Genomic DNA, 20317 nt, shown 5'->3' on the forward strand with positions numbered 1-20317 from the left:
GCGGCGGGCAGTGCGGGGACCCGACGCCGGTCAACGGTCCATCTCGGGAATCCGGTCGGACTCCGCCACCGTCGCACGGACCTTGCGCAGGGTGGCGTCCGGGGCACGGATCGCGGCACGCCAGCGGTCCAGGGTCCGGGTGAGCACCCGGACCACGAACTGCAACTGGTTGACCTGCTCGCGGAGCATGCCCAGCTCGGACCGGGCGCTGAACGCCTCGCCCTCCAACTGGGTTATCCGCGTCTGCAACGGCTGCACGAGCGTGAGGGCGGCCTCGGTGAGCGTGTCGGCGGCATCGGCCTTGAACTTGCCCCGCTGCACCACGACGGTGGCGATAGCGGCGAGGCCGGTGCCTCCGCCGAGGATGCCGAGCACGCTGAGCGCCACCTGCACCCAGTGCGGGGCGGCTGGCGCGGGTGCGGTATTCACGCGACACCTGCCTCCAGTTGTTCGTAGGGCACCAATTCACACGCTCGGGCCAGGCGACGCAGGTCGATGCCGATCTGCGCGGCCCGCCAGAGCGACCCGACCGTCACCGCCATCACGAACGACGTGGCGACGATGGAAGTGCGGCCCGACATGACCAACACGGCTACCGCGTACATGCCGGTGATCGTGCCGAGTACCAGCACCGACGCGAGTTCGAGGCCGAGCCCGGTGGAGAGCCGGCCGGGCCAGAGGATGCCCAGTAGTCCACCCACGCCCACCGCGATCAGCCCCAGTTCCCAGGCGACCTGAATGGGCCCCGGCATCGACGTCTGAACGGACGTCGGCCGGACATTCAGAGTCATCATCAGAATGCCGCAGAGCGGCGCTGCGGCCAGGACAGCGATCTCGTACGGCTGGTGGCGGGACCGGATTCGTAGGTTTCCCACGGCAACTCCTTGATCGAGGACCGGCGTCCGGCAGCGCCCGGTGGACCAGTGCCGTTCGGTGGGTCGCGACTGTCGAGCTGCGGTCCGTGCGGCGGAGCCCAGTGGTGCGTTGCCTGTGGACGTGGTGGGCGAGAGGGTGGAGCGACTCGACGTCGTTGGCTGCCGTTATCTGCCTGTGTATCACCGCTGACCGGTTGACGTCCACCTGGTGTAACGTCGCGTTCCCGCAGGTCAAAGCCCGTTACTGGCTGGTTTCCGGGCCCTGGAAGGGGTGGAGCGCGGCGACCCGGCCCTGCGGCCATCCGTGACAAACAGTGTCGGATATCTTGCCCAGGGCGACGGTGGGCCGGGTCGCCGATCGATCAACGGGCGAGCAGGGCGCGCAGCGCCCGGAGCACCTCGGCCGGGGCCTCCTCCGCCATGAAGTGCCCGCAGGTGACCGTCTGGTGGTCCAGATCGGGTGCCCAGGCCCGCCACACCGCCGCCGCGTCGTAGCCCAGCGCCGCGCCCCAGTCCTGCTGGAGCACAGTCACCGGCATCCGCAGCCGGTTGCCGGCCGCCCGGTCAGCGGCATCGTGGGCCACGTCGATCCCGGCGGACGCCCGATAGTCGGCGACGATCGAGGGAACGGCGTCGCAGGACGCGCGCAGGTACGCGGCCCGCACCTCCGCCGGCAGGGCCTCCGGATCACGGGTCCAGACGTCCAGGAAGTGACCGAAGAAGGCGTCCGGGCTGCCGGCGATCAGCTCCTCGGGCAGGCCGGGCGGCTGCGCCATCAGGTACAGGTGGAACGCCACAGCGGCGCTGGCGCCGTGCAGCACGTCCCACATGTCGAGGGTGGGTAGCACGTCGAGCAGTGCCAGTTGACTGACCGCCGTCGGATGGTCGAGGCCGGCGCGGAACGCGACCAGGGCGCCCCGGTCGTGCCCGGCCAACGCGAACCGATCGTGACCGAGCGCGCCGGCCAGCGCCACGATGTCGGCGGCCATGGTGCGCTTGGCGTACCCGGTGCCGTCGGTGTCGAGGGGCTTGTCGCTGTCGCCGTAACCGCGCAGGTCGGGGCAGATGACCGTGTGGTCGGCGGCCAGATCGGCGGCGACGTGCCGCCACATCAGGTGGGTCTGCGGAAAGCCGTGCAACAGCACGATCGCCGGCCCGGAACCGCCCACGGCGGCGTTGAGCGTCACCCCGTCGGCGACGGTGACGCGTCGGTAGTCGAATCCGTTGATCTTCGGGTCCACGGGGAACCTTCCTGGTGAGCAGTGCCGGCGGGGGCGGTGGCCCGTCGCCGTCGTACCTCACCGAGCCTGCCCGGCGGTGATCAGCAGCCGGTCAGCGTCGGATCAGTGCCGGTCGGGCCACGGGCCTAGATTGGTGCCATGACCAGGCAGCTGACGGCACCCGTCGCGGTGACCTTCGGCGTACTCGGGCCGGTGATCGCCGCGACCGAGCGCGGCCCGGTCCTCCTGCGGGGACACCGGCAGCGCCTGGTGCTGGGCCGGCTGTTGATCGCCCACGGTCGGGTGGTGCCGGTGGATCGTCTCGTCGACGACCTGTGGGAGGTCGCACCGGACGGCGCGGTGGGCGCTATCCGGACCTTCGTCGCCGACCTGCGCCGGGCCCTGGAGCCCGACAGACCACCCCGGCAGCCGCCCCGGATCCTGGTCACCGAGCCGCCCGGGTACGCGCTGAAGGCCGCCCCGGACGCGGTCGACGCCGGACAGTTCGAGGCGGCCGTCGGCGAGGCGGGCCGGCTGCTGGCGGCCGGGCGTCCCGCGCCGGCCCTGGCCGCACTGGAGTCGGCGCTCGGGCTCTGGCGCGGGCCCGCGTACGCCGACTGCGCCAACGAGTCCTGGGCGGTCGCGGAGATCAACCGGCTGGACGAGCTGCGGATGCTTGCCGTCGAGCGGCGGGCCGAGGCGCTCCTGGCGGTGGGCCGACCGGACGAGGCCGCCGCGGACCTACCGGCACACCTGGCCAGCCATCCGCTGCGCGAGGACGCCTGGCGGCTGCTCGCGACGGCCCGGTACCGCGCCGGCCGGCAGGGCGACGCGCTGGCAGCGCTGCGGGAGGCCCGCCACGTCCTGGTGACCGAGTTGGGCGTGGACCCGGGGCCCGAGCTGCGACGGCTGGAAGCCGACATCCTGGCCCAGGCGCCGCACCTCGCCCCGGCCCTCGACCGGGCCGCCACCCCCGGCCTCGCGGAACCCGTTCGACAGGTCCAGGCAGAGCAGCGCCCGTTCGTCGGCCGCGACGCGGAGCTGGAGCGGCTGCGGCGCGCCGCCGAGGCCGCGTCCCGCCGCCGCCAGCCCACACTCGCCCTGCTCAGCGGCGACCCGGGCGCCGGCAAGACGGCACTGGCCGAGGCCCTGACCCGGCGACTCGCCGCCGATGGCTGGACCACGGCGTGGGGACGCAGCCCGGAGTACGAGGGCGCTCCGCCAGCGTGGCCGTGGACCCAGATCACCGACGCGCTTGCCGGGCCGGCCGCCCCCGTCGTCGCCCCCGCCCCCGCCGACGCCGACCCGGAAGACGGCGCGGCTGACGACTCGGCTGACCCCGCCACCGTGCGGTTCCGTCGACACCGCGCGGTGGCCTCGCTGATCTCGGCGGCCGCCGACCGGGAGCCGGTCCTGCTGGTACTCGACGACCTGCACCGCGCCGACGGCGACACCCTGGACCTGCTGACCGCACTGCTCACCGGCCCGCAGCCGGCCGGCGGACCGGTGCTGATCCTCGGCACCTACCGGGCCACCGAGATCAGCCCGGAGCTGACCGCCACCCTGGCCCGTGCCGCCGGGCTGGAGCCGGTCCGGGAGTATCTTGCCGGCCTGCCCGCGCCGGCGACCGGTGAGCTGGCCGGCGCCATCGTCGGTGCGGAACTGGACCAGGCCACCGCCCGGTCGATCCACCAGCGCAGCGGCGGTAACCCGTTCTTCGTCCGCGAACTGGCCCAGCTGTACGCGAGCACGGGGCAGGCGGGGTTGGCCGCCGTGCCGCCCGGGGTACGCGACGTGATCCGGCACCGGTTGGCGCAGCTGCCGGCCTCGACCCGTACCGTGCTGCGGCAGGCGGCCGTGCTCGGCCGGGACCTCGACCCGGACGTGCTGGGCGTGTTGGCCGGTGACCCGACGACAGCGCTGGACGCCGTGGACCGCGCCCTGGCGGCCGGGTTCCTCACCGAACGGGAGTCCGACGGGCGGCTGCGCTTCACCCACATCCTGGTCCGCGACACGCTCTACGCCGACCTGTCCGCGCCGCGCCGCGCCGCCTGGCACGCGGCCGTCGCCGAGGTGCTGCGACAGCGGGAACCCGTCGAACCGGCGGCCCTCGCGTACCACCTGCTGCGCGCCGGCGGGCCGGTCCACGCCGCCGAGGCGTCGACGTACGCCCGGGTGGCGGCGGAGTGGGCCGAACGGGGCGGCAACCCCCACGAGGCGGCCCGCCTGTGGGGCCAGGCGATCGACGCGTACGACCGCGCCGGCGGGGTCGAGCCGCGTGGGCGCGTGACCGCGCTGCTCGGCCTGGGGCGGGCGCTGGCCGTGACGGGCCGGCTGGCCGAGGCGCGGCTACGGCGTGCCGAGGCGATCACCGTCGCCGAGTCCACCGGCGACCCCCTGCTGATCCAGGAGGCCCTGGCTGGCTTCGACGTGCCCGCCAGTTGGACGCGCAACGACGACGACCTGCTCTCCGGGCACATCGTCCGAGCCGCCGAACACGCCCTGACCGCGCTCGGCCCCATCGCCTCGACGCAGCGCAGTCGGCTGCTGAGCACCCTCGCGCTGGAGCTGCGCGGCACCACCACCGATCGTGGCCGCCGCGCCGCCGTCGAGGCCGAGACGATCGCCCGCGACATCGGCGATCCCGGGCTGTTGGCCTTCGCTCTCAACGCCCGCTTCATGCACGCCTTCCACCGCGTCGGTCTGGCCGACACGCGGGCCCGGATCGGCGAGGAACTGGTCGAGCTGGCCGCCCGGCACCACCTGGTGACCTTCGAGGTGCTCGGCCATCTCATCCTGGTCCAGGCCAACTGCGCGCTGGCCGACCGGCCCGCCGCCGACGCGCACGCCCGCGCCGCCGACCGGCTCGCCGAACGGTACGAGCTGCCGTTGGTCGGTGTCTTCACCCGGTGGTACGCCGCACTGCGCCTGGCCCTCGACGGCGAGTCGGACGCGGCGGCGCGGGCGTACCGCTCGGCGGCCGAGGGCGTGAGCGCCGACGGCATGCCGGGGCTGACCCAGGGGTTGCTCCCGCTGGCCCTGCTCGGCCTGCGGCTGGCCGACACCATTGGCGCCGACCGGCCGACCAACGGGCTCGGAGCTGGCGACCGACTGACCACCGGGCTCGGCGTTGCCGACTGGACGGACCTGGACTGGGGTCCGCACGAGCCGTGGGTCCGACCGGTGCTGCTGGTCGCCGCCGACGACCGGGACGCCGCCGCGACCGCGCTGCGGGCGCTTCCCGAGGGGCCGCACGATCTGCTGCGTGAGGTGCGGCTCTGCCTCGTCGGTCGGGCGGCGCGCGCCCTCGACGACCGGGCCACGATGACCCGGGTCCACGCCGAGCTGCTGCCGGCCGCCGACGAGCTGGCCGCCGGCAGCGGGGTGCTCACCGTCGGCCCGGTGGCCGGGCACCTCGCCGACCTGGCCGCCGCGCTGGGCCGGCCCGAGGAGGCGGCCGAACACCGTCGTACGGCCCGTGCGGTGACAGCGCGCGCCCGCGCCACCGCCTGACCCTCGCTCGCGGGCACCGCGACTTGCCGGTTTCCGCCGGAACCCACCGGCCGGTGGGGTCAGATGGAACCACCGGCGCGTGCACCGTCGGCCATGGTCCGAGGGGGGTGTACGCGTGGAGGCGCTCATCCTGATCGTGGTGCTCGGCGTCACCGTCCTGGTCGGCACCACCGTCGGCGGTCGGTACCGGGTCGCCCCGCCGGTCCTGCTCATCGCGTTGGGCGTGCTGCTCGGGCTCACGCCGCCACTGTCCGAGGTCACCCTGGAACCTGACCTGGTCCTGCTGATCTTCCTGCCGGCGATCCTGTACCGGGAGAGCCTCACCATCAGCCTGCGGGAGATCCGGGCCAACCTGCCGGTGATCGGGCTGCTCGCCGTGGTGCTGGTGGTGCTCACCATGGTCACGGTGTCGTTCGCCGCGCAGGCGCTCGGGGTGAACCCCGCCGCCGCCTGGGTGCTCGGCGCGGTCCTCGCGCCGACCGACGCCGCCGCGGTCACCGGCCTGGCCAAGCGGCTGCCCCGGAAGCTGCTCACCACCCTGCACGCGGAGAGCCTGGTCAACGACGGCACCGCGCTGGTGATCTTTGCGGTGGCAGTGGCTCTGCTCAGCCACAGCGCCGAGCCGGGCGTCCTGGGCATCGGCGAGGAGTTCGTCGGCGCCAGTGTGGGCGGCGTGGTCGCCGGTCTGCTGGTGGGGGCCGCCGTGGTGCTGATCCGCAAGCGGCTCGACGATCCGCTGCGCGAGGGCGCGCTCAGCGTGCTGACCCCGTTCGGCGCCTTCCTGCTCGCCGACTCGGTGCACGCCAGCGGTGTGCTGGCGGTGGTGGTCGCCGGCCTGGTGCTGGCCTACGCCGGCCCACGGGTGATCCGTGCCCGGTCCCGGGTGCTGGCGTACGCGTTCTGGGACCTCACCACGTTCCTGATCAACGGCGGGTTGTTCGTCCTGCTCGGTACGCAGATTCCCCGCTCGGTGCGGAGCATCACCAGCACCTCGCCCGAGCGGGCGCTGCTGATCGTGCTGGTGGTCACAGTGGTCGTGATCGGCACCCGCCTGCTCTTCGTCTACCTGACCGCGCAGTCGGCGCGGCTGCGGCGCCGCCGGATAACGGACCCGAGCCAGGGGCCGTCCGCCTGGCGGGTGGGGACCGTCGCGGGCTGGTCCGGTTTCCGGGGCGCGGTCTCGCTCGCCGCCGCCCTGGCCGTCCCGACGGTGATGGTCAACGGTCAACCGGTGGTCGAACGGGATCTGATCATCTTCGTCACCGCGCTGGTGATCGTGCTGATCATGCTGCTTCAGGGCACCACCCTGCCGTTGGTCGTCCGCTGGGCCGGGCTGAGCGGGGACCCGGAGCGCGTCGACGAGGCCCGCAACGCCCGGCGGCGGGCCACCGAGGTGGGCCTGGCGGCTCTTCCCCAGGTCGCCGCAGAGATCGGCGCCCAGGATGAATCGGTGCGTCGGCTGGAAGCCGAGTACCGGCGGCATCTGGAGGACCTCGACGAGAGCGGTGGGAACACCGCCGAGGAGCGCCGGCTGGAACGCCGACTGCGCCTCGGCGTTCTCGCCCACAAGAGGCGGGAGGTCACCCGGCTGCGCGACAACCGGGAGATCGACGACCTGGTGCTCCAGGAACTTCAATCCGCGCTGGACAACGAGGAGATCCGGCTGCTGGGGCGCGGGCCCAACGAGTGATTCCCGGTGGCCGTCCGACCGTCCGGCTCAGAGCACCTGGTCGAGGAAACGGCGAAGCCGCGGATGCTCGGCCCGCTCGAAGATCGCCTCGGGTGGGCCGGCCTCCAGCACCACGCCCCGGTCCATGAAGGCGACGGTGTCGGCGACCTGCCGGGCGAAGCCCATCTCGTGGGTCACCACCACCATGGTCTTGCCGGCGGCGGACAGGTCGGCCATCACCCCGAGGACGCCCTTGACCAACTCCGGGTCGAGCGCCGAGGTGGCCTCGTCGAAGAGCATCACCTCGGGCCGCAGCGCCAGCGCGCGGGCGATCGCCACCCGCTGCTGCTGGCCACCGGAGAGCTGCGCCGGCCGGGAGTTCGCCTTGCCGGCCAGCCCCACCAGCTCCAACTGGGCCCGGGCGACGGTCTCCGCCTCGTCCGCACCGAGCTTGCGCAGCCGCCGCAGCGCCAGCGTGACGTTGCGCAGCACGCTCATGTGCGGAAACAGGTTGAACTGCTGGAACACCATGCCCACCCGCTGCCGCAGCGCGTCCGGGTCGTCGCCCAGCACGCTGCGCCCGTCCAGCAGCACGTCGCCCCGGTCCGGTTCGATCAGCCGGTTGATGGTGCGCAGCAGGGTGGACTTGCCCGACCCGGACGGCCCGATGACGCAGGCCGTCGCGCCCCGCGGCACCGAGAGGTCGACGCCGCGCAGCACCCGGTTCGGTCCGAAGGCGAGGTGCACGTCGCGTACGTCGAGGCTGACCGAGGTCGTCGTGGCGGTGGTCATCGCCGATCTCCTTCCGTCGCGGCGTACGACGCGATGTCGTCGTCGTCCTCTTCGGTCGACGCAGTGGCCGGCCGGCCGTTGCGCAGCCGCCTGTCGATCCAGTTGACGACGTGCGTCAGCGGTACGGTCAACGCCAGATAGCAGAGCCCCGCCAGCAGCAGCGCCGACTCGTTGCCGGTGGTGGCCGCGTAGTCCTGCCCGATCCGGAACAGCTCCCGCTGGCTGGCCACCAGGCCGAGGAAGTAGACCAGGCTGGAGTCCTTGATCAGTGCGATGAGCTGGTTCACCCAGGCCGGCAGCACCCGCCGGATGCCCTGCGGAATGATCACCAGCCGCATCGCGTCGGCCCAGGAGAAGCCGAGCGCCCGGGCGCCCTCCAACTGGGCGGCCTCCACGGACTGGATGCCCGAGCGGAAGATCTCCCCGATGTACGCGGCGGCGATGAGCGACAGCGCCAGGATGCCCAACGGGTAGGGATCCGGCCCCCAGACCTGCATGCCCAGCGGGGCCAGCCCGACGCCGATCAGCAGGATCGTCGCCGCGGCCGGCAGCCCCCGGAACACGTCGGTGTAGACCCGCGCCGGCCAGCGCAGCCAGCGGCTGCGGGAGATCCCGGCAACGGCCAGCAGCAGGCCCAGCACCGAGCCGAGCAGGGCGGCGGAGACCGCCAGGATCAGCGTGTTGGGCAACCCGACGGTCAGCATCTCGGGCAGCGCCTCGCGCATCGCGTCCCAGTCGAAGAAGGTCTCCCACAGGGTGCTCAACGGATCCATCGGTCGCTCCTCCTACCGCCCTGCTCGCTCGTCACCGGCTCAGGACGCCGTCGACGCGGACGCCGACGGCACGGCCGTAGCGGACGCCGACGGCGCGGCCGACGCGGACGGGGCCTTCACCGTGCCGCTGCCCGGCGTGAAGTCCGCCGGGATCGGCCGGCCCGGGTAGTACTGCGCCTGCAACCGGCTCCAGGTGCCATCGGCGATGACCTCGTCGAGGCCCTTGTTCAGTGCCTCGCGCAGCTTGTCGTTCCCCTTGGCCACGGCGTACGCGGTAGGTGCCGGGCTGAGCTGCTTGGCCGCCACGGTGATCTTGCCGTTGCTGTCGGTGGCCGACTTCTCGCCGATCTCCGCCGGGGCGATCCAGGCGTCGGCGGTGCCCGCCTTGAGCTGGTTGATCGCGCCGTTGTAGTCGGGCACCCGCACCGGGTTGAGCTGCTTGCCGGTGGCGTAGTCGTCCTGGACGGTGCCCTGCACCACCACGACCCGCTTGCCGGCGAGCTGGTCGAAGCCGGTGATCGGCGAGCCGGCCGGGACGTCCAGGCCGAAGTAGCCGAAGTCGTAGCCGTTGCCGAAGTCGACGGTCTTCCTGCGGGCCTCGGTGATGGTGATCGAGGAGCTGCCCACGTCGAACTTGCGGTTGTTGACCTGGCTGAGCAGCGCGGAGAAGTCGGTGCCGACGAACTCGACAGTCAGACCGAGCTTGCCGGCCACGGCGGTCAGCAGGTCGTTGTCGAAGCCGGTGAACTTGCCGTCCTTGAGGTACACGTTCGGCGGGGCGTCGGTCAGCGTTCCGGCGCGCAGCACGCCCGACTGAGCGAGGCCGTACGGGTTGGCGGTGGCGTCGGACGAGCTGTCGTCGCCGCAGGCGGTGAGGGCGGTGGCGGCCAGGATCGTGGCCGCGCCCAGGGCAGCGGCGCGGGTCAGGGCAGGAAGGAATCGCACGGGTGTCTCCGAAGGGTGGTGTCTCGGCGCGCACGGACGTGCGCCACCGACGGCGCGCCCGATGGGCGTGCCGGTGGGAAAGGAGCTCGGGAAGGTGGTGCTAGAGCGCGATGCCGCGACGACAGGCGGCGCTGCACATTCGCATCATGTCCACGTGCCGTCGCCGGATCAGTGCGGGCGAGGGTCGGCCGGTGCGGGAGTCCGCGACGTCGGTCGGTGGGGTGGTGCTGAGGATGCGCATGGTTCTCCCGGGTCTGTGCTGACCTGGGTGCCAGGCCACGCTTGCACCGACGTGCTGCCGGTGCCTGGTCTTCACCCGGGGCACCCCACCGCGGAGGAGGGTTGCCGGCCAGCGAGCCGGGGCTTCGCGCTGGCACTCATGACCTGCGCCGAGGCTAGCAGCAGGAGCGGGTGGATCGTCCAGTCGTTATGACCACGCTCACGGTGCGCGACGGACTGTCGGCTCGCAGGTCAGCCGGCGTGCACGTGCGGCCGGCGGTGCGGGTCGGGCTCCTGGCGGCGCAGGATCTCCCGGGTCACCGAGGCGATGGCGCCCTGTCCGAACGCCAGGTAGCGCAGGAAGTTGCGGGTCGGGCCGCCCTCGGACCACTCGAAGTAGATGTGGGGGCGCCGACGGCTGCGGTCGCGGATCTCCAGCAACAGGGCGGCCAGCGCGGTGGGCACCGACGAACTGGCCAGGCTGAGCACCGGGAAGCGGCCGTCGACCACCCCGCCGCGGACCAGCAGCTCCGTCTCGAAGTCGGAGGGGTCGGTGACAGTGACCTCGACGAAGATGACGTCGTCGTCGTCGGGAAAGTCGTTGTCCGCCATGGTCTGCGCCAGCTTGGCGCGGTACTCCGCCTCGTCGCGCCGGTCGGGTTCGTGCGCGATGAGGCGGATCCGTCGTCCGGCGCGTTCGTCGATCATCCGGGCCGCGACGTGATCCAGTTCGACGTGGTCGACGCGCAGCTCGTAGGCCCGCATCAGCCGGGACAGCACCGACACCAGGATGATCCCGCCGATGAAACAGGCCGCGATCTTGACGCCGCTCGGGCGCTCCACCACGTTGGCCACTGTGGTGTAGACGAAGATCACCGCGATGATTCCGAATGCGATGGTGCGACCGCGCTGACGCTGCCGGAGCGCCGCGAGCGTCACCGCCGTCGCGGCCGAGGTGATCAACACCAGGACCCCGGTGGCGTACGCGCCGCCCTGCGCGTCCACGCTGGCCTCGAAGACGATCGTGATCAGGAACGCCACGGCGGTGAAGACCAGCACCAGCGGCCGGACGGCTCGCGCCCAGGTCGGCGCCATGCCGTAGCGGGGCAGGTAGCGCGGCACGAGGTTGAGCAGACCAGCCATCGCCGATGCCCCGGCGAACCAGAGGATTCCGATGGTGGACAGGTCGTAGACGGTGCCGAACACCTCGCCGAGGTGGGCGTGCGCCAGGTAGGCCAGCGCGCGCCCGTTCGCCGGCCCGCCCGGTTGGAAGGCCTCCGGCGGGATGAGCACGGTGGTCGTCACGCTGCTGGTGATCAGGAAGACGCTCATGATCACCGCTGCGGTGGTGAGCAGCCGGCGGGCGCCACGGATCCGGCCCAGCGGTCGTGCCTCCGAGTCCTGCGGGTCACCCCGTACGCTCGGCATGACCGCCACCCCCGTCTCGAAGCCGGACAGCCCCAACGCCAGCTTCGGAAAGACCAGCAGCGACAGCCCGACCACCAGCCACGGATCGCCGTGCCCGGTGGTCAGCGTGGTGGTCCAGTCGCCGACCGCGCTCGGATGCGTCGCCACCCGCCACAGCGCGTCGGCCACCACCACGGCGTTCAGCGTCAGATAGACCGCGACCAGGACGACGGCGATCCCGATGGCCTCGGTGAATCCCTTGAGGAACACCGCGCCCAGCAGCGACACCAGCAGCAGCGTGACCAGCACCTCGCGACCCTTGAGCCCGCTCGGCCAGAACGGGTTCTCGTCGATGTGCGCCGTCGCGTCGGCGGCCGAGAGGGTGATGGTGATGATGAAGTCGGTGGCCGCGAAACCGAGCAGCACCAGCACCAGCAACTTGCCCGGCCAGTAGCTCAGCAGGCGTACCAACATTGCGATGGAACCCTCACCGTGCGGGCTCTCCACCGCCACCCGCCGGTAGACCGGCAGCGCACCCAGCAGGGTCACCAGCACCAGCACCAGGGTCGCCACCGGTGAGAGCGCCCCGGCGGCCAGCGCCGCGATGCCCGGCTGATAACCCAGCGTGGAGAAGTAGTCGACCCCGGTCAGGCACATCACCTTCCACCACGGGTGGTGCCGGTCCTCCGGCGGGCGCCCGTGCGGCCCCGGGTGCTGCACGGCCTGGTCCGAGCCGGCGTCGAGCAGCCACCCCCGCAACCGGCCGGCGAGTCTGTCGACAGTCACCGGCGCGTCCCCCGTCATCCCGCTCACGGTCACCGTGAGTATCCGCCCGACGGGCCGGCCCCGTCCGCCGGTGCGCGGAACCCAGCCGACGCCACGGCGGGTTTCAGGGCCCAGGACAGGGGGGAAGCAGCGCCCCGGGCTGGATGGGCGGCACCGGGGGAGGGGACAGGGCATGGTCGGCGGCCGTCGCTTCCGCCCGGGTGGTGGCTTCGGCCGCCAACTCGACGAGTACGAGACGAGGGTCGGTGTGGCGCCGTCCACGGAGTCGCCCGCCGCCTCCCACGGCGGCCTGGTGGACAGCGCGGTCTACATCCGGGGGCACCGGTTCGCCTCGCCGTCCGGCCTCGCCGAGACGTACCGCTGCCTCCAGGAGCAGGATGGCGCGATGGCCTGGATCGGGTTGTACCGGCCGGACATCGAGCAGATCACCTCGCTGGCCCGGGAGTTCCGGCTGCACGACCTGGCGGTCGAGGACGCGATCAACGCTCACCAGCGTCCCAAACTGGAGCGGTACGGGCACACACTGTTCGTGGTGCTGCGCGCCGCCCGCTACAACGACCTCCGGGAGGAGGTCGAGTTCTCCGAACTGCACCTGTTCATCGGGCCGGGCTTCGTGGTCACCGTCCGACACGGCGAGGCGCCCGACCTGGCCGCGGTGCGGCGGCGGCTGGAGACCGAGGCGCAGATGCTCGCCCGGGGGCCGGAGGCGGTCCTGTACGCGATCCTCGACCAGGTCGTCGACGGGTACGCGCCGGTGGTGGCCGGACTGGAGAACGACATCGACGAGATCGAGACCCAGGTGTTCGGTGGCGACCCGAACGCCAGCCGCCGCATCTACGGGCTCAGCCGCGAGGTCATCCAGTTCCAGCGGGCCGCCCGCCCGCTGCTCAGCGTGCTCGACGCGCTGGCCGACGGCGCCGGCAGCGCCAGCGCCGACGAGGAGCTGCGCCGCTACCTGCGCGACGTGACCGACCACCTGACCCAGGTGGTGGAGCGGGTGGACGGTTTCCGGCACCTGTTGCAGAACATCCTCACCGTCAACGCCACCCTCGTCTCACAGCAGCAGAACGAGGAGATGCGCAGCCTCACCGCGGCCAGCTACAGCCAGAACGAGGAGCTGAAGAAGGTCTCCTCCTGGGCGGCGATCCTCTTCGCTCCCACGCTCATCGGCACCGTGTACGGCATGAACTTCGTCCACATGCCGGAGCTGAACTGGCGCTTCGGCTACCTCTTCGCGCTGCTGTTGATGCTGCTGGTCTGCGGCACCCTCTATGTGATCTTCAAGCGGCGCGGCTGGCTCTGAGCCGCGCGGCCGAGATTCACTCGATGCCGCGCAGGATGTGCCGTTCGTCCTCGACGTCGTCGTCGCCGGCACCGATCCGGCCGAGCAGTACGGCGGCCGCCCAGATCGTCAGTGGCGTGGCCGCCCCGGTCATTCCGCCGCCGGTCCGGTCGTCCCGGGTCTGGCTCCGCTCCGTGCGCGGTGGCCTGCGCTGAGCCTGCATGGGCCCTGCCTCTCCTCGTCGAAGCCGCCGTGGGTGGCGCGGGGTGACCCCGCGCCACACCGGGTCGGGCGGACCGCCTGTGAGCAGCCCACCACCGGTACGACAGCCACTCGAACCTTCCCACGCCCGGCCGCATCCGCACCGCTTGTTTTCGGGTTTCCGACTGTCGCCCGCCAAACCGGACATTACGCCTCGACGGTCGAGGCGCGGTCAAGGCAGCGGGTGGGCGATGCCGCGCGCGTGGTCGGTGAGCGCCGCGCCGACCACTGTCGCGGCCAGCGGCAACACCTCCAGGCAGCGGCGCACCGCGGCGGCCATCAGCGTGTTCGGCACCCGCATGGAGAGCGTGCAGTGCGGCACCCACCGCCCCGGCTGGTAGTGCTCGGCGAGGGCGATGCCGGCGGCGGTGAGCCGGTCGTGCACCAGCCGGTGGTGCGCCAGCAACTCCGGGGTGGGCGCCGGGCCGAGCCAGAGCACCCGACCGACGAACTGGCCGACGTGCTGGAAGTCGAGCCGCAGCGGGGCGGCCACCACCGTCCCCTGTAGCGCCTCGGCGACCTGCTCCCTGTCGAAACGGGGTGCCACCATGAGCGAGACGTGCGGACGGTGGCGCTGCTCCAGCAGCGAGCGCATGCTCTGCACCCCCTCGGCCTCCAGCGCGTCCCAGAGCACCCGGATCCGGCGGGTGGCGTCCGGATCCAGGTACAACTCCACCGCGGCGACCATTCGATCACCGTAGCCGCCGAGGTTTGCGCGCCCTGGTCCGGCGGTACCTGTTCGGAAACCGACCAGGAAGGCGTACCCGTGGACGTGAGTGACCTGCTGACCGAGGCGTACGACCGGCTGCCCGACCTCGTCCGCGCTGCCGTCGACGGCCTCAGCCCCGAGCAACTGCGCCACCAGCCCGGGCCGGGCGCCAACTCGGTCGGCTGGCTGGTCTGGCACCTCACCCGGGTGCAGGACCACCACGTCGCCGACCTGCTCGACGCCGAGCAGATCTGGGTGAGCGGCGACTGGGCGGGTCGGTTCGGGCTCGCCGCCGACCCCGACAACACCGGCTACGGGCACTCGCCCGCTCAGGTCGCCGCGGTGCGGCCGGAGAGCGCGCAGGCGCTGATCGACTACTACCAGGCGGTCGCGGCGCGTACCGGAAGGTTCCTGGCCGGCCTGGCCCCGGCGGACCTGGACCGCGTGGTCGACGAGGGGTGGGACCCGCCGGTCACCCTCGGCGTCCGGTTGGTCAGCATCGTCGACGACGACCTGCAACACGCGGGCCAGGCCGCCTACGTGCGCGGCCTCATCGCGGCCGACTGAACGACGGGCTCACGGCACGATCACCGCCCGGCCCTCCAGGGTGCCGTCGCGCATCTGGCGGTACGCGTCCAGCGCGTCTTCCAGCGCGAAGGTGGTGGTCTTCGGACGGACCAGGCCCCGGGCACCCAGGTCGAGCACCTCCACCAGCTCGGGCCGGCTGCCCCAGTAGGTGGTCGCGATACTCACCTCGTACGGCACGGAGAAGAACGAGACTCCCACGGTGCCGCCGCCGATCCCCACGATGGTCAGGTCGCCCACCGTGCGCGCCGTCGCCACGCCCAGCGCCAGGGTGGCGTCCGTGCCCACGAAGTCCAGCACCACGTCGGCACCTCGACCGCCGGTGGCATCCCGGATCTCCTCGGCGGCGGTCGGACCCGAGAGCACGGCGTGCTCGGCGCCGCACTCCTCGGCCAGCCGCAGCGCCTCAGCTCGGGTGTCCACCGCGATCACTCGCGCGGCTGTGGTGGCCTTGAGGATCTGCACACCCACATGCCCCAGCCCGCCCACCCCGATCACCACGGCCGTGCTGCCCGGTGGCAGCTTTGGCCAGGAGCGTCGGATGGCGTGGTACGGGGTAAGTCCCGCGTCGGTCAGCGGTGCGGCGTCCACCGGATCCAGCCCTTCCGGAAGGGGCACGACGTGCCGCGCGTCCGGGACCAGCTCGAACTCGGCCATGCCGCCGTCCAGTCCGAGCCCGCCGCCTCCGCTCGGTACCGGCGCAGCGGACGGGTTCTCGCAGTACGGGTCGATCCCGACCCGACATCGGGCGCAGGTGCCACAACCCCATGCGCCGAACACAGCGACCGGTTGCCCGACGGACAGTCCGGTCACACCGTCGCCGAGGGCGTGCACCCAGCCGGCGTTCTCGTGCCCGAGGGTGAACGGTGGGTTCCAGGGCATGGTGCCGGGCTCGAACTCGTCCATCAGGTGCAGGTCGGAATGGCAGGCACCGGCACCGCCGATCCGGACCACCACCTGACCTGGCCCCGGCGTCGGATCGGGAACCTCGACCAACTCCGGTTCCGACTTCCACTCCTTCAACCGCAGCGCGCGCATACCGGTGCTCCCGTCCGTCTCGGCTGAACCACTGGGGCCTGCCCACCTCGTCCCGGAGCAAACGGCCGAGGCCACGGCAGATCTGGCACCTCACCTGTTTCGGGTGAACCGCGCTCACCCCGGCGCGGGTGATCCTGCGGGAAAGCGTGGGGAGGGGACCTGATGGGCGCGACGGTGGAGCAGTATCTGCGACAGCTGGACACCGGTCGGCGGCCCGACCTGCCGGAGACCACTGCGGGGACGCTGCGGCTGGACGTCCGCGACGACGGCAGCACCGATCACTGGTACCTGACCATCGCCGACCAGCACGTCCGGGTGACCCGCTCGGCCGACGACGCCGAGCTGGTGCTGCGGGCCGATCGGGCGGTCTTCGACCGGATGGCCCGCGGCGAGCTGCACCCGGGCGCGGGCCTGCTGCGCAACGAGCTGACCGTGCAGGGCAACATGCAACTGCTGATGCTGCTGCGGCGGATCTTCTCCGGGCCGGACGGCGCCCGCCATCCGCACGAGCTGGGCCGAGCCGCGCTGGTTGGCCGGACCGCGAGGACCGCTCGGAATGAGACGACCGCTCGGAATGAGCGGCCGTGAAGCAGGAACTGGTGCACGTCATCGCCGGCAACCTGTTCGCGATCAGCGACGCCCAGGGCGACATCGAGGTCGACCCGCAGACCCCGGTCGGACTCTTCGCGTACGACACCCGGTTTTTGTCCCACTGGGTGCTCAGGATCGACGGCGAGCGGATCAACGCACTCGCCCGCGACGACCTCACGTACTTCGAGACCCGGTTCTTCCTGGTCCCCGGTGCGGCGAGCCACTACGTCGACGCCGACATGTCGATCATCAGGCACCGCTCGGTGCACGACTGCTTCCACGAGAACATCACAGTGCTCAACCACTCGTCGCAGCCCGCCGAGTACACCGTCCGGATGGAGATGGCCAGCGACTTCACCGACATCGTCGAGGTCGGGCAGCTCCGGCAGCGGGCCGTCGAGGTCAGCGCCGACTCGGCGGACCAGCAGCTCGTGCTGCGCTACCAGCGGGACCGGTTCGTCCGCAAGACCACCGTGCGCAGTACCGTCCCCGCCGAGGTGGACGAGAAGGGAATGACGTTCCGGATCCGGATCGCACCCGAGGGGAAATGGGAGACCGACCTGCACGTCAGCGTGACCATGGGCGGCGAGGAAGGCCGGGATCTCCGCGCCGACCTCCAGTCGCACCAGCAGATTGTGCGGACAGGGATGCGCGAGGACCTGGTGCGGTGGCTGGACCGGGCACCGCAGCTGGTGGCCGAACGCAAGGGCCTGGAGGAGCTCTACCAGGGCAGCCTCGCGGACCTGGCGGCGCTGCGCTACAGGCCGCTGTCGCACCGCGAGCGGGTGCCGATCGGTGGTCTGCCGTGGGCGATGGGGTTGTGTGGACGGGACGCCCTGATCACCTGCCTCCAGACGATGGCCTTCACCCCCGAACTTGCTCCGGCGACGCTACGGATGCTGGCGCTCATGCAGGGCGGCCAGCTCGACGACGCGCTGGACGAGGAGCCCGGCAAGATCCTCGCCCAGCTCCGGTACGGCGAGACCGGAACATTCAGCGACCGGGTGAGCGCGCTGTACTACGGCGCGGCGGACACCACCCCGCTCTTCGTCGTGCTGCTCGACGAGTACGAGCGCTGGTCCGGTGACGCCGACCTGGTCCGCGAGCTGCGCCACCCGGCCCGGATGGCGCTGGACTGGATCGACGAGTACGGCGACCTGACCGGCGACGGCTACCTGCGCTACCAGCGTCGCAACGAACGTGACGGCACGATCAACCAGTGCTGGAAGGACTCCCCGGACGCCATCGTCGACGCCCACGGTCGACAACCCGCCTTCCCCCGCGCCACCTGCGAGTTGCAGGGCTACGCGTACGACGCGAAGCGGCGCGGCGCCCGACTGGCCCGCGAGTTCTGGGGCGACCCCGCGTACGCCGACCGGTTGGAACGGGAGGCGGCAGCACTGAAGGAGCGCTTCAACCGGGACTTCTGGCTGCCGCACCGGGAGTACTACGCGTTGGCGCTCGACCCGTACGGCGAACCGGTCGACGCGCTGGCCTCCAACATCGGGCACCTGCTCTGGAGCGGGATCGTCGCGGACGAACGCGCGGAAGCGGTCGCCGAGCACCTGGTCGGGCCGCGACTGTTCAGCGGTTGGGGGGTACGCACGTTCGCCGCGGGGCAGCGCACGTACAACCCGGTGGGCACGCACCTGGGCGCGGTGTGGCCGTCGGACAACGCGCTGATCGCCGCCGGGTTGCGCCGCTACCGCCTCGACGCGCAGGCGGCCCGGATCGCGGCCGGCATCTTCGACATGGCGCAGACGCTCGGTGGCGAGGCGCCGGGAGTGATCGCCGGATACGAGCGCGACCTGACGACCTACCCCGTCCAGTTGACGACGAGCTGCCGCCCGCAGGCCTGGTCGTCGGGAGCGTTGCTGATGCTGCTCGGCACCATGCTGGGCCTGCGACCCACCGGCGACAACCTGTTGGTGAACCCGGCGGTGCCGGAGGGGTTCGGTCGGCTGGAACTGCTGGACATCCCGGGCCGTTGGGGTCACTCCGACGCCTACGCGAGAGACCGGACCACCGAACGCCGGCACCGCCTGCGCTGAGGCGATGCGGCAGCGTTCGGCCCGGCGACGGTCGACGTCGGAGTCAGCCCATCGTCTTGGCGCCGTCGATCGACTCCCGCAGGATGTCGGCGTGCCCGGCGTGCTGGGCCGTCTCGGCGATCAGGTGCAGCAGCACCCGGCGGACCGTCCAACTCGCCCCCGGCTCGAACCACGGCGCCTGCGGCAGCGGGTGCGCCGCGTCCAGGTCGAGGGTGGCGGTCAACTCGTCGGTCTGGGCGGCCACCTCCTGGAAGCGCTCGACCAACCCGGCGAGGGTCTCGCCCGGCAACATCTGGAACTGACCGACCCAGTCGATCTCCTCGCGCCCCATCGCCTCCGCGCCGCCGACGGCGAAGAGCATCCACCGGTGCTCGACGCCGGACACGTGCTTGATGAGGCCACCGAGGCAGAGCCCGCTGACGGTGGGGCGGCTGGCCGCCTGCTCGTCGGTGAGCCCGTCAACCGTCTGCAAGAGGAAACCGCGGTGCCTGCGCAGGCTCTGCAGGAGGTCGGTGCGCTCACCGGTGAGCTGCTCAGTGCTGGTCATGCCGCCACCCTTCGTTGATGTCCACCCGGTGCCACCGTAGGGCGAGGCACCGACACTTTTCGGGCACGACACCTTCTCGACCGAAGACCCCCCAGCGGTTGCCGATCCGCGCCGGTGGCGGTCCACTGAATGACATGGGTGTGATTAAGGTGGGCACGTCGTCCTGGGCGGACCAGTCCCTGCTGCGCTCCGGGTGGTACCCGCGCTCGGCCAGCACACCGGCCCGTCGACTGGGCTTCTACGCCAGCCAGTTCCCGATGGTCGAGGTGGACACGTCCTACTACGCCATCCCGGTGCCGGAGACGACCCAGGGATGGGTGGACGCCACACCTGACGACTTCACCTTCGACGTCAAGGCGTTCAGCCTCTTCACCGGTCACCCGACACCGGTCGCCGTGCTGCCCCGGGACCTGCGACCGGCCGGCGGCCCGAGCCGGATCCGCCGCCGGGACCTGCCGGAGCCGGCGTACGACGAGCTGTGGGCCCGGTTCCGCGCGGCCCTCGACCCGATCGCGGCGGCCGGCAAGCTGGGTGTGGTGATGTTGCAGTTCCCGCCGTGGCTGGTGCGCAGCCCCGCGGCCGAACGCCGGATCGTCGAGCTGGCGCAGCGCTGCCGGCCGTGGCGGGTCGCTGTGGAGCTGCGGCACGGCTCCTGGTTGGACGACGACGCCGTGACGGACACTCTGGACCTGTTACGCGCCCACGACCTGTCCCTGGTCTGCGTCGACATGCCACAGGGGCACCCGTCGTCGGTGCCGCCGATCCTGACCATGACGGCGGAGCCGGCGATCGTCCGGTTCCACGGTCACAGCGACGCCTGGGGCGAGGGCGACAAGCAGGAGAAGTTCCGGTACGCGTACGCCGAGGACGAGCTGCGGTACTGGGCCGGACGGCTGGCCGAGTTCGCCGAGCTCTCCGACGAGCTGCACGTGTTGTTCAACAACTGCTGCGCCGGGCAGGCCCAGCGCGACGCCACCCGGCTGGCGCAACTGCTCGCCGAGACGATGGTCGTCGAGCAGGCCGTCCCGGCGACCGGCTGATCGCGGCACGGGCC

19 protein-coding genes and 1 riboswitch are annotated in these 20317 nt (G+C 72.0%); of the genes, 7 read left to right on the forward strand and 12 right to left on the reverse strand.

Features of this window, described 5'->3' with window-relative positions:
* Positions 1-30: 30 nt before the first annotated feature.
* From GA0070561_RS16090 to GA0070561_RS16100, 3 genes are all read right to left on the reverse strand, one after another.
* Entirely contained in the window at positions 31-429 is a 399-nt protein-coding gene (locus tag GA0070561_RS16090) for a hypothetical protein (RefSeq protein WP_091401320.1), read from the reverse strand.
* Positions 426-875 carry a hypothetical protein gene (locus GA0070561_RS16095; protein ID WP_091401323.1) on the reverse strand — a complete coding sequence of 150 codons (450 nt, stop codon included), beginning with the start codon at positions 873-875 and terminating at the stop codon, positions 426-428. The genes GA0070561_RS16090 and GA0070561_RS16095 overlap by 4 nt, the downstream gene beginning before the upstream one ends.
* A 362-nt stretch (positions 876-1237) precedes the next feature.
* Positions 1238-2116: an alpha/beta fold hydrolase gene (locus GA0070561_RS16100; protein WP_091401325.1), complete on the reverse strand. Its 879-nt coding sequence runs from the start codon at positions 2114-2116 to the stop codon at positions 1238-1240.
* Positions 2117-2254: 138 nt separating this feature from the next.
* On the opposite strand from GA0070561_RS16100, the gene GA0070561_RS34530 reads away from it, so the two are divergent.
* Entirely contained in the window at positions 2255-5608 is a 3354-nt protein-coding gene (locus GA0070561_RS34530) for an ATP-binding protein (RefSeq protein ID WP_208603777.1), read from the forward strand.
* Positions 5609-5723: 115 nt separating this feature from the next.
* A complete protein-coding gene (locus GA0070561_RS16110) occupies positions 5724-7298 on the forward strand; it encodes a Na+/H+ antiporter (protein ID WP_181541053.1) in 1575 nt (524 codons plus the stop codon).
* Positions 7299-7325: 27 nt separating this feature from the next.
* Here GA0070561_RS16110 and GA0070561_RS16115 read toward each other — a convergent pair whose 3' ends face one another.
* The 5 genes from GA0070561_RS16115 to GA0070561_RS16130 form a co-directional block, all read right to left on the reverse strand.
* Positions 7326-8069 carry an amino acid ABC transporter ATP-binding protein gene (locus GA0070561_RS16115; RefSeq protein WP_091401328.1) on the reverse strand — a complete coding sequence of 248 codons (744 nt, stop codon included), beginning with the start codon at positions 8067-8069 and terminating at the stop codon, positions 7326-7328.
* Positions 8066-8842, reverse strand: a complete 777-nt coding sequence (locus tag GA0070561_RS16120) for an amino acid ABC transporter permease (protein ID WP_091401330.1) — start codon at positions 8840-8842, stop codon at positions 8066-8068. Before GA0070561_RS16120 ends, GA0070561_RS16115 begins: the two co-directional genes overlap by 4 nt.
* A 39-nt stretch (positions 8843-8881) precedes the next feature.
* Positions 8882-9787: an ABC transporter substrate-binding protein gene (locus GA0070561_RS16125; RefSeq protein WP_091401332.1), complete on the reverse strand. Its 906-nt coding sequence runs from the start codon at positions 9785-9787 to the stop codon at positions 8882-8884.
* Positions 9788-9887: 100 nt separating this feature from the next.
* Positions 9888-10028, reverse strand: a complete 141-nt coding sequence (locus GA0070561_RS33615; RefSeq protein WP_167362419.1) for a hypothetical protein — start codon at positions 10026-10028, stop codon at positions 9888-9890.
* 32 nt (positions 10029-10060) lie between these two features.
* Positions 10061-10172: riboswitch (SAM riboswitch) on the reverse strand.
* A gap of 86 nt (positions 10173-10258) precedes the next feature.
* Positions 10259-12199 carry an amino acid transporter gene (locus tag GA0070561_RS16130; RefSeq protein ID WP_482194120.1) on the reverse strand — a complete coding sequence of 647 codons (1941 nt, stop codon included), beginning with the start codon at positions 12197-12199 and terminating at the stop codon, positions 10259-10261.
* Between the two features lie 172 nt (positions 12200-12371).
* On the opposite strand from GA0070561_RS16130, the gene corA reads away from it, so the two are divergent.
* The gene (corA, locus tag GA0070561_RS16135; protein WP_091401334.1) at positions 12372-13502 is read left to right on the forward strand and encodes a magnesium/cobalt transporter CorA; all 1131 of its coding nucleotides are present in this window, start codon (positions 12372-12374) and stop codon (positions 13500-13502) included.
* A 16-nt stretch (positions 13503-13518) separates the two neighbouring features.
* Here corA and GA0070561_RS16140 read toward each other — a convergent pair whose 3' ends face one another.
* Together GA0070561_RS16140 and GA0070561_RS16145 are read right to left on the reverse strand one after the other, a co-directional pair.
* On the reverse strand, positions 13519-13704 hold the full coding sequence (locus tag GA0070561_RS16140; protein WP_091401337.1) for a hypothetical protein: 186 nt from the start codon (positions 13702-13704) through the stop codon (positions 13519-13521).
* Between the two features lie 210 nt (positions 13705-13914).
* A complete protein-coding gene (locus tag GA0070561_RS16145) occupies positions 13915-14430 on the reverse strand; it encodes a 2'-5' RNA ligase family protein (protein WP_091401339.1) in 516 nt (171 codons plus the stop codon).
* A gap of 78 nt (positions 14431-14508) precedes the next feature.
* Between GA0070561_RS16145 and GA0070561_RS16150 the strand changes: the two genes are divergently transcribed.
* Positions 14509-15018, forward strand: coding sequence for a mycothiol transferase (locus GA0070561_RS16150; RefSeq protein WP_091401341.1), 510 nt, complete (start codon positions 14509-14511; stop codon positions 15016-15018).
* A gap of 9 nt (positions 15019-15027) precedes the next feature.
* Here the strand turns inward: GA0070561_RS16150 and GA0070561_RS16155 are convergent, their stop codons facing one another.
* Positions 15028-16074 (reverse strand): NAD(P)-dependent alcohol dehydrogenase, encoded by a 1047-nt coding sequence (locus GA0070561_RS16155; protein ID WP_091401343.1) that lies wholly within the window; start codon positions 16072-16074, stop codon positions 15028-15030.
* A gap of 162 nt (positions 16075-16236) precedes the next feature.
* On the opposite strand from GA0070561_RS16155, the gene GA0070561_RS16160 reads away from it, so the two are divergent.
* A complete protein-coding gene (locus GA0070561_RS16160; RefSeq protein WP_091401345.1) occupies positions 16237-16662 on the forward strand; it encodes an SCP2 sterol-binding domain-containing protein in 426 nt (141 codons plus the stop codon).
* Positions 16659-18716: an amylo-alpha-1,6-glucosidase gene (locus GA0070561_RS16165; RefSeq protein WP_091401348.1), complete on the forward strand. Its 2058-nt coding sequence runs from the start codon at positions 16659-16661 to the stop codon at positions 18714-18716. The genes GA0070561_RS16160 and GA0070561_RS16165 overlap by 4 nt, the downstream gene beginning before the upstream one ends.
* A 43-nt stretch (positions 18717-18759) precedes the next feature.
* Here the strand turns inward: GA0070561_RS16165 and GA0070561_RS16170 are convergent, their stop codons facing one another.
* Positions 18760-19263 (reverse strand): DinB family protein, encoded by a 504-nt coding sequence (locus GA0070561_RS16170; RefSeq protein WP_091401350.1) that lies wholly within the window; start codon positions 19261-19263, stop codon positions 18760-18762.
* Positions 19264-19397: 134 nt separating this feature from the next.
* On the opposite strand from GA0070561_RS16170, the gene GA0070561_RS16175 reads away from it, so the two are divergent.
* On the forward strand, positions 19398-20303 hold the full coding sequence (locus GA0070561_RS16175) for a DUF72 domain-containing protein (protein WP_091401352.1): 906 nt from the start codon (positions 19398-19400) through the stop codon (positions 20301-20303).
* The last annotated feature ends 14 nt before the right edge of the window (positions 20304-20317 follow it).

This window comes from Micromonospora saelicesensis (genome assembly GCF_900091575.1).
In the GTDB taxonomy this organism is placed as follows: domain Bacteria; phylum Actinomycetota; class Actinomycetes; order Mycobacteriales; family Micromonosporaceae; genus Micromonospora; species Micromonospora saelicesensis.